This is a genomic window from Micromonospora sp. NPDC049257 (assembly GCF_040678915.1).
Classification (GTDB): Bacteria; Actinomycetota; Actinomycetes; order Mycobacteriales; family Micromonosporaceae; genus Micromonospora; species Micromonospora antibiotica.
The window spans coordinates 93,144-102,032 of the sequence record NZ_JBFAQU010000005.1; the positions used below are offsets into that span (position 1 = coordinate 93,144).

The window sequence follows — 8,889 nt, forward strand, 5'->3', positions numbered from 1 at the left end:
CCGCCGCCGCCGGCCCGTCCGGTGGGTGGGGGAGAATCCGCTCGACCCCGGGGAGGTTGTGGTGACGGTGGACCTGGTGACGGAGTTCGAGGCCGAACGCGGGCGGCTCACCGCGGTGGCGTACCGGATGCTCGGCAGCCGCAGCGAGGCGGAGGACGCCGTCCAGGAAACCTGGCTGCGGTACTCGGGGGCGCTCGCCGACCCGGCCGACCGGGCCGAGATCAGGCACCTGGGCGGCTGGCTCACCACCACCTGCGCCCGGATCTGCCTCGACGTGCTCCGCTCGGCCCGGGTCCGCCGCGAGACGTACCCGGGGCAGTGGTTGCCGGAGCCGGTGGTCACCCCGCTGGGCGGTGGCGTGCCGGGACCGGACGGTTTCGCCCCCGACCCGGCCGACCGGGCCGTCCGGCGCGACCAGGTCGGCACCGCCCTGCTGGTCGTCCTGGAACGGCTCAGCCCCGAGCAGCGGGTCGCCTTCGTCCTGCACGACGTGTTCGCGGTGCCGTTCGCCCGGATCGCCGAGGTGCTGGCGAGCACCCCCGAGGCGGCCCGCCAGCACGCCTCCCGGGCCCGTAGGGCGGTCACCGCCGACGACGTGCCCCGGCACACCGCCGACCCCGCCGAGCAGCGCCGGGTGCTCGCCGCCTTCGCCGCCGCGACCGAATCCGGCGACCTCGACGCGCTCGTCCGGGTCCTCGCCCCGGACGTGGTGCTGATCGGCGACGGCGGCGGGCACTTCCCGACGGCCCGGCGACCGATCGTCGGCGTCGACCCGGTGGCCCGCTTCCTGCTCGGCCTCTTCGCCCGGGCCGGCCGGTACGGCCAACGCCTGCGCGCCGCGCCGGTGCTGGTCGACGGGGTGCTCGGCCTGCACCTGGAGACGGTCCAGCCCGACGGCCGGCTGCTGCGGATGGTCACCGGGTTCGCCGTGCACGACGGCCGGGTCACCGGCCTGTTCCACCAGCTCAACCCGGACAAGCTCCCCCGGCTGCCCAAGCTGGCCCCCGACGCCACCTGGCCACCGCGCTGGTGACCCGCCCCCGTCGACCGACCGGCCCCGGGCGGACCAGCCGGCCCCGGATCAGACCACCAGGGCCAGCCACTTCCGGTACGCCGAGGCGAACGGCTCGGTGCCGTCACCGAGAGCGGTGAGCAGCCGGGCCGCCGCCGCCTGGGCCTGCGCCACCACCTCGTCCGGATAGCCGAACCGGACCCGGTGCTCGGCGAACTCGTCCTCGTCGCGCAGCTCCACCAGCCCGGTGCCCCGGCGGCGCACCACGTCCAGGTCGAGGTCGATCAGGTGCACGGTGTCGTCGCCCTCCCAGCGGGCCGGGGTGGCGATGTCGCAGTAGACCTCGCTGGTCCGTGGCGGCGGGTTGAACATCCCCGTCCACCAGGCCCGGTGCGGCACCAGCAGGACGAAGGGGATCCGCTCCACCGAGGGGCGGCCGTGGTAGACCGACTCGGTGCCCTCGGTCACCCCCAGCCACACCCCGAGGTCGTCCTCGGCCAGCCGGCGGGCCGGGTAGTCACGGTGGGCGCTGCCGTCGTACTTGCGGTAGATCACACGGATCGTGTCGCTCGGCATGAGTCGCACCCTAGCCGATTCCACCCACTCGTCGCCGTAGGGAATTGACCGGTACGGGGTGGCGACAATCCGGACGGTGACCGCGCCACGCGGGGGGGCAGCGGCGCGTCCACTGTCGGCGGCGGCGGGTACCGTCGCACGGTGACTCCGCCCCGTACCGCCGCCGGCCCCAGCACCCCGTCGGCCCGCTCCGGCCGACGGCGCGGTGGCCGACCGAGCGGCACCGAACTGCTCGCGGCGGCGGTCGGCGCGGTCCCCGGCGGCGCGACCCGGCCGGGCCAGCAGCAGATGACCGAGGCGATCGAGCGCAGCGTCGCCGCCCGCGAGCACCTGCTGGTGCAGGCGGGCACCGGCACCGGAAAGTCGCTTGCCTACCTGGCCCCGGCGTTGACCGTGGACGGGCCGGTGGTGGTCTCCACCGCCACCCTGGCGTTGCAGTCCCAGCTGGTCGAGCACGACCTGCCCCGGCTCGCCGACGCGGTCGAGCCGCTGCTCGGTCGCCGTCCCACCTTCGCCGTGCTCAAGGGCCGGCACCACTACCTCTGCCTGGCCCGGTTGGACAACTCCACCGAGGACGAGCCGGAGGACACCCTCTTCGACGCCCCCGCCGCCCGTCCCGCCGGCGGGACGAAGTGGCTCGGCGAGGCCGGCCGGATGGGCAAGCAGATCCAACGGCTGCGCGACTGGGCCGAGAAGACCGACACCGGCGACCGGGACGAGCTGGACCCGGGGGTCGACGACCAGGCGTGGCGGCTGGTCTCGATGCCCGCCCGCGAGTGCGTGGGGGCGTCCCGCTGCCCGTTCGGCCAGGAGTGCTTCGCCGAGGCGTCCCGGGCCCGCGCCCGGGAGGCCGACGTGGTGGTCACCAACCACAGCCTGCTCGCGGTGGACATGCTGGCCGGCCGGCACATCGTCCCGCCGCACAAGCTGCTGATCGTCGACGAGGCGCACGAGCTGGCCGACCGGGTCTCCTCGGCCGCGCAGGCCGAGCTGGTGCCGGAGCTGATCGACCGGTCCGCCCGGCGGGCCCGCCCGCTGCTGCGACCGGACGTCGCCGACCGGCTCACCGAGGCCGGTGACGCGCTCGCCGTCGGGCTGGCCGAGGCACCCGCCGGTCGGCTCACCGGTGGGCTGCCCGGCCCGTTGCGCGAGGCGTGCACGTTGCTCGACGCGGCCACCCGGGCCGCGCTCGACGCGATCGGCGACGTCAAGGCCGACGACCCGGACCCGGTCCGTAAGCAGCAGGCCAAGGCGGTGCTCGACGAGCTGTCGACCACCGCGCAGCGGCTGCTGGAGGAGGGTGACCACGACGTGGCCTGGGTGGAGAAGCCGGACAACGGCAGCCGCCGGGCGCTGGTGGTCGCGCCGCTGTCGGTCGCCGGCACCCTCGCCACCCACCTGTACGACGAGCGCACCGTGGTCGCCACCTCGGCGACCCTGGCGCTGGGCGGCCGGTTCGACACGGTGGCCCGGGCGTTGGGCCTGGACGCGCCGCCGCCCGCCCCACCGTCCCCGGCCGCCGCCGCGTTGGCCACCGCCGCCGCCGGCCGGTCGACCGGCGTCGTCCCGGGGGGCACCGCGTCCGCCGCACTCCAGGCCGGTGGGGTCGCCACCACACCGGGCAGCCGGGCCGCCACCGGCGTCGTACCGGCCACGTCGGGGCCGGGCTGGTCGTCCCTCGACGTCGGCTCACCGTTCGACTACGCCCGGCAGGGCATCCTGTACGTCGCCGCGCACCTGCCCCGGCCCAGCGTCTCCGGGCTGCCCGAGGCGGCCGGCGAGGAGTTGCTGCGGCTGGTCGGCGCGCTCGGTGGTCGTACCCTCGGATTGTTCTCCTCCCGGCGGGCCGCGCAGCAGGCCGCGGAGCTGGTCCGGGCGCGCACCGACCTGCCGGTGCTGCTCCAGGGCGAGGAGGCGTTGCCGCTGCTGGTGCGCCGGTTCCGCGAGGATCGGTCGAGCTGCCTGTTCGGGGTGATGTCGCTCTGGCAGGGGGTGGACGTGCCGGGCGACGCGTGCCAGCTCGTGGTGATCGACCGGCTGCCCTTCCCGCGCCCCGACGAGCCGCTGGCGGCGGCGCGGGCGGCGGCGGTGGACGCGGGCGGCGGTTCCGGCTTCTCGGCGGTCAGCGTGCCGATCGCTGCGGTCCGGTTGGCCCAGGGCGTGGGTCGGCTGATCCGGGCCACCGGCGACCGGGGGGTGGTGGCGGTGCTCGACTCGCGGCTGGAGACGGCGCGCGGCTACGGCCCGTTCCTGCGCCGCTCCCTGCCACCGTTCTGGTACACCACCCGGCCCGAGGTGGCCCAGGGCGCCTTGGAGCGCCTCGCCAAGCTCTGACCACGCGACAGCCGCCCGCTCCCACAGGGGAACGGGCGGCTGCCGGGGTGTCGTCGGTCTGTGGTCAGGGGGCCTGGGCGGCGACCACCACGGCGTCGGGCGGGGTGTCCGGCACGCTGCGGGCGGCGAGCCGGCGGACGGCGGTGTTGAGCACCGCGATCAGCGGCACCGCGACCAGCGCGCCGGTGATGCCGGCGAGCACCACCCCGGCGGCGATCCCGATGATCACCGCGAGCGGGTGGATGGCCACCGCCCGACCCATGATCAACGGCTGGAGCAGGTGCCCCTCGACCTGCTGCACACCGATCACCACACCCAGGATGATCAGGGCGGTCACCGGGCCGCTATCGACCAGCGCCACCAGCACCGCCACCACCCCGGAGAGGAACGCGCCGACGATCGGAATGAACGCCCCGAGGAACACCAGGGCGGCCAGCGGGAACGCGAACGGGACGTCGAAGACCACCAGGAAGATGCCGATGCCCACCGCGTCGATGAACGCCACCAGCACGGTGGCCCGCACGTACGCGCCGAGCGTCGCCCAGGAGGCCCGACCGGCGTCGTCGACCTTCCACCGGGCGGCGACCGGCAGCAGGCGGACCAGGAACCGCCAGATGCGGCTGCCGTCACGCAGGAAGAAGAAGGTGGCGAAGAGCACCAGGACGGCACCGGTGAGCAGCTCGGCCAGGGTGGTGGCGGTCGCGAGCGCCCCGCTGGTGAACTTCTCGGTGTTGCCGTTGATCCAGGTCTGCGCCTCTTCGATGTAGCGGTTGAGCTGGCTGTCGGACAGGTGCAGCGGGCCGGTCTTGAGCCAGTCCTGGATCTGCCGCACCCCCTGCGACGACTTCTCGCTCAGCTCCGGCACACCCTGGATGAACTCGTTGACCACCAGGGTCAGCGTGCCGAAGACCGCGACCAGCCCGCCGACCATCACCACGGCGGTGGCCAGCGAGCGGGGGAACCGGGCCCGCAGCAGCCAGCCCACCGCCGGGGCGAGCAGCGCGGAGAGCAGCAGCGCCACCGCCAGCGGGATGACCACGATGCTGATCGTCCCGACGATCCTCAGCAGCGCCCAGGTGACCACGCCGATCACGATCAACCGCCACGACCAGGCGGCGGCGATCCGCAGCGCGTGCGGCACGTCCGCGTCGTCGCGGCTGGAGGTGGAGTTGTGCATGGCCGCCGGAGGCTCGACCCCGACCACCGTCGCCGACGGGGCGGCCGGCGGGCCGGGCGACGCGGGGGTGGCCAGTGCGGCGCCCTCGGGTACGTCGACCGGGTCGGCACGCCCCGCGCGGACCGACTCCCGTCCGGACTCGTACGCGCGGCGGAGCCGGCCGCGTACCCGCTCGAAGCGGCTCAAGCGCACCTCCTGAAGAACGACGCCGGATCGCCGACGGCGACGGCCCGGACAGGGTACGCCCGGATGCCCGCCACCGTAGGGCAGTTCCGCCACCCAATGCCCCGCGCGGCACCGGCTCAACCTGCCCGAACCGCACCATCTCCAGCCACCCGCGCCCGCCTCGACCCCACCGCCCGCACCCCGTCGGCTCCACCACCAGGTGGACGCCGCCGCAGCACACGGTAGCGTCTTGGCGTGACCGTCGACCCGAACCTCGACACCGGCCTGCCGATCCGCCTGCTGCACGACCGGGTGCTGGTGAAGGTGGACGGCAGCGAGGGCGAACGCCGTTCCACCGCAGGCATCGTCATCCCGGCCACCGCCGCCGTCGGAAAGAGACTGTCCTGGGCCACCGCCGTGGGGGTCGGCCCGCACGTGCGGGCCGTGGTGGCCGGCGACCGGGTGCTCTTCGACCCCGACGACCGCTCCGAGGTCGAACTACACGGCCGGGGGTACGTCCTGCTGCGTGAGCGGGACGTGCACGCGGTCGCCGCCGAGCGGGTGGAGAGCGAGTCCACCGGCAGCACCGGCCTCTACCTGTAGGACGGCCCACCGGCTCGACCGGCCTCCCCGGTTCGTCGCGGCCCCCCGACCCGGCCTGCTTCCCGGTTTGTCCGGCTTCCTGGCGGGAAGCCAGGCACATCCAGGTGCCCTGGGGAGGGACGATGCCGGTTCTCGTGAAGAAGGTGCTGCTCTGGGGCAGCGTCGCCTTCCTGATCTACTTCATGGCGTTCCGCCCGGACGGGGCGGCGCAGTTGTTCAAGGGGATCGGGGCGGCCCTGATGGCGATGGCCCAGGGCCTCGGCGACTTCCTCACCACCCTGATGACCTGACCGGTCCCGGCCGGGCACGACCCGATCGCCGGCGCGGGACGCGGGGTCAGATGTTCAGCAGGCCGCCGTTGCGCAGGGCGTCGTCCTTGATCGCGATGAGGTTCGCCGAGACGTACGGGATGTTGTGCGCCTGGTGCCATTCGCTGGGGAAGTACGTGACCAACCGCGACGCCTGGAATCGGCACCGGATCTCCGGCACGAAACGGGAGTAGTTGGCGTCCGTGAAATACCAGAACGAGTTCTCGTTGTAGAACGCCACGTGTGTCGGGTCCTGGTAGGCACCCCGGCCGTCGGTGCTGGGGGTCAGCGACAACAGCATCCCGTTCGGGGCGAGCAACCGGTACAGCTCGTTGAAGAGCGCGATCTTGTCCGGGATGTGCTCCAGGAAGTCCACGGCCCGAATGACCCCGACGCTCCCGTCCGGCAGGTCGACCCCCTTCGTCACGTCGCCAACCAGGTCGACGCCCGGCCCGTCGCGACAGTCCAGGCCGAGATAGCCCTCCGGCTTGTTGTGGGCCGCACCCAGGTCGAGTGCCAGAAGTCCTTGTCGCCGCGACCAGGCCAACGCGTTGTGTTGGACGTTCCGGTCGTAGATCTCGACCGTACGCTGCTGGATACGGGCATTGAACTCCGGCATGCGCTGCGTGTTCTTGGCGTGCATGCGCTGCAGGTAGAGACACTTCTGGATGTGGTGGAACTCGCTCACCTGGTAGATCCGAGCCATCAGGTCGGCGTCGTCCGCGACGTCGAGCGACTCGTCGTATCCGCCGACCTTCTCGTAGATGTCCCGACGGAAGGCCCGCACGTGGTTCGGCGCGTACCAGATGTAGCTCACGTTGTGCGGCGTCGGCGGCAACGCTCGGCAGACCAGCACCTCGCGGCCATCCACCTTCTCGTCGTAGTGCCGCCAGCCGAACGAACTCGCGAAGCGGTCCTCACAGCGACCACCGTCCTCCTGGATCTGGGCGGTGTCGCTGTAGACGAACCCCACCTCCGGGTGGGAGTCGAAGGCCTCGACGATCTCCTGCAGGCAGTCGCTGCTGAGCAGATCGTCGTCGTCGAGTTCGACCAGGATGTCCCCGACGGCCTCGGCGCAGGCGAACCCCTTCACGGCACCCACACCATTGAGGTCGTCCTGGACGATGAGCCGGATGCGATCGTCGTGAGTCTCGGGCCGCCACCGGGACCCCTGGTTGAGAACGACAACCCACTCCCAGTCGGTGAAGGTCTGCGCCACCAGCGAACGGAAGCACTCGTCGATGAACCGGGTACGGTTGCTCCCGGTGAAGACCGTGACGCGCGGTGTGTGCATCGGGTCAGTCACCTGCCCGCCGGCGTGGAGGCCCGAGCCGTCGGGGCCGGCCGGTACTTGGCCGGAACGGCAGAGGTGAGCCGCTTGTCCAGCCGGATGGCCGCCTTGAAGGCATCCCGCGCCGCCGCGTCGTCACCGGACTTGGACAGCAGCACGCCCAGTCGGAGATAGGCGGTCGACGCCTTGTCGTCGATGGACACGACCTTGCGGTAGATCTCCATCGACGTCGTCGGCGCACTGCCCTCCAGGACGATGGCCTTGTTGTAGAGGGCCGGCTTGTATTCGCCGTCGGCCGACAACGCCTTGTCGTAGTTGCTGATCGCCTCGTCGGCCTGGTTGCGCGACTGGGCGATGAAGCCCAGGTTGAACCAGGCGAACTTGTTGTCGGCCTCGGCGGCCAGCACCTTCTCGAAGCTGGTCTTCGCCGCGTCGTAGTCACCGGCCTGGCCCTGCTCGACACCGAGTTTCAACAGATCAGCCGCAGTGGTTCCGGTGGGGGAACCGCCGTTCGCACTGTCGCTGCTGCCGGAACTGCTGACCTGCGGCTTGTCGTCGGGTTTCGCACTGCATGCCGGGACTCCGGCGAGCAGGACCGCACCACAGGCGAGTGAACCCAGGATCTGACGTGTGCTCATTTCTCCTCCTTGACGGAACCGGGGCGGTCCGACTTGCGGTTCGGCCGGCTGGTACGGCTGCTGTCCGCCGTTGCCCGATCCGACCTGTCGGCGGTAGGGGCAAACGCCAGCGGGGTGCTGGGCGAGATGCAGGACACCCAGATGTCGGCACCCCCGCCGGTGAAGGTGAACTGGTAGCCACTGATCGAGAGCGGCTGGATCAGCACCGGATTCACGCCCGCACCCGACAGTTGGTATCCGGTGCCGACAGCGATGTCTCCGGGCACACACCCGAAGTCAACGGGCGTGTCCGCGATCACGGTCAGCGGGCCCTGGATGTAGGCCGCCTGAATTCCGTTACCCGCCGTTCCCTGCGCGCCCTGCGCGCCCTGGACGCCCGCGTCGCCCTGCGGTCCCTGAGCACCCTGCGGGCCCACGTCGCCCTGGGCACCCTGAACGCCCTGGGGGCCCTGGATACCCTGTGGACCGATATCGCCCTGCGGTCCCTGAGCACCCTGCGCGCCGGCGTCGCCCTGGAAACCCTGCGCACCCTGCGCGCCTGCCGCACCCGCGACACCCTGCGGCCCCTGGGCACCCGTCTCGCCCGCGACACCCTGCGGACCCTGCACACCCGCGACACCCTGCGGCCCCTGCACGCCCGCATCGCCCTGCGGCCCCTGAGCACCCTGCGCCCCTGCATCACCCTGCGGCCCCTGAGCACCGGTCGCACCCTGAGCACCGGTCGCACCCTGAGCACCTGCGTCGCCCTGAGCACCCTGGAAACCCTGTGCGCCCTGCGCACCAGC

At 72.5% G+C, this 8,889-nt stretch carries 10 protein-coding genes; 5 read left to right on the plus strand and 5 right to left on the minus strand.

Annotated features, from left to right (window positions below; all coding sequences use genetic code 11):
• Positions 1-76: 76 nt before the first annotated feature.
• Complete coding sequence (sigJ, locus tag AB0K25_RS10575; protein WP_363819680.1) at positions 77-1,033, plus strand: RNA polymerase sigma factor SigJ; 957 nt, start codon at positions 77-79, stop codon at positions 1,031-1,033.
• Between the two features lie 48 nt (positions 1,034-1,081).
• On the opposite strand, the gene AB0K25_RS10580 is transcribed toward sigJ, so the two are convergent.
• Entirely contained in the window at positions 1,082-1,588 is a 507-nt protein-coding gene (locus tag AB0K25_RS10580; RefSeq protein ID WP_219464922.1) for a DUF402 domain-containing protein, read from the minus strand.
• A 141-nt stretch (positions 1,589-1,729) separates the two neighbouring features.
• On the opposite strand from AB0K25_RS10580, the gene AB0K25_RS10585 reads away from it, so the two are divergent.
• Positions 1,730-3,922 (plus strand): ATP-dependent DNA helicase, encoded by a 2,193-nt coding sequence (locus AB0K25_RS10585; protein WP_219464923.1) that lies wholly within the window; start codon positions 1,730-1,732, stop codon positions 3,920-3,922.
• Between the two features lie 64 nt (positions 3,923-3,986).
• Here the strand turns inward: AB0K25_RS10585 and AB0K25_RS10590 are convergent, their stop codons facing one another.
• Positions 3,987-5,291 (minus strand): AI-2E family transporter, encoded by a 1,305-nt coding sequence (locus AB0K25_RS10590; RefSeq protein ID WP_363819684.1) that lies wholly within the window; start codon positions 5,289-5,291, stop codon positions 3,987-3,989.
• A gap of 228 nt (positions 5,292-5,519) precedes the next feature.
• On the opposite strand from AB0K25_RS10590, the gene AB0K25_RS10595 reads away from it, so the two are divergent.
• On the plus strand, positions 5,520-5,867 hold the full coding sequence (locus AB0K25_RS10595) for a co-chaperone GroES (protein ID WP_208567861.1): 348 nt from the start codon (positions 5,520-5,522) through the stop codon (positions 5,865-5,867).
• Positions 5,868-5,989: 122 nt separating this feature from the next.
• On the plus strand, positions 5,990-6,157 hold the full coding sequence (locus tag AB0K25_RS10600) for a hypothetical protein (RefSeq protein WP_208567860.1): 168 nt from the start codon (positions 5,990-5,992) through the stop codon (positions 6,155-6,157).
• 46 nt (positions 6,158-6,203) lie between these two features.
• Here the strand turns inward: AB0K25_RS10600 and AB0K25_RS10605 are convergent, their stop codons facing one another.
• Genes AB0K25_RS10605 through AB0K25_RS10615 form a run of 3 tightly spaced genes read right to left on the minus strand, consistent with a single transcriptional unit; the run spans position 6,204 to position 8,319 of the window.
• The gene (locus tag AB0K25_RS10605) at positions 6,204-7,469 is read right to left on the minus strand and encodes a glycosyltransferase (RefSeq protein WP_208567859.1); all 1,266 of its coding nucleotides are present in this window, start codon (positions 7,467-7,469) and stop codon (positions 6,204-6,206) included.
• Between the two features lie 8 nt (positions 7,470-7,477).
• Complete coding sequence (locus AB0K25_RS10610) at positions 7,478-8,104, minus strand: tetratricopeptide repeat protein (protein WP_219464927.1); 627 nt, start codon at positions 8,102-8,104, stop codon at positions 7,478-7,480.
• Positions 8,101-8,319: a hypothetical protein gene (locus tag AB0K25_RS10615; protein ID WP_219464929.1), complete on the minus strand. Its 219-nt coding sequence runs from the start codon at positions 8,317-8,319 to the stop codon at positions 8,101-8,103. The genes AB0K25_RS10610 and AB0K25_RS10615 overlap by 4 nt, the downstream gene beginning before the upstream one ends.
• Before the next feature lie 15 nt (positions 8,320-8,334).
• Here AB0K25_RS10615 and AB0K25_RS10620 point away from each other — a divergent pair.
• Positions 8,335-8,889 (plus strand): hypothetical protein (locus AB0K25_RS10620; RefSeq protein ID WP_363819689.1); only part of this gene is annotated, 555 nt, incomplete at its 3' end.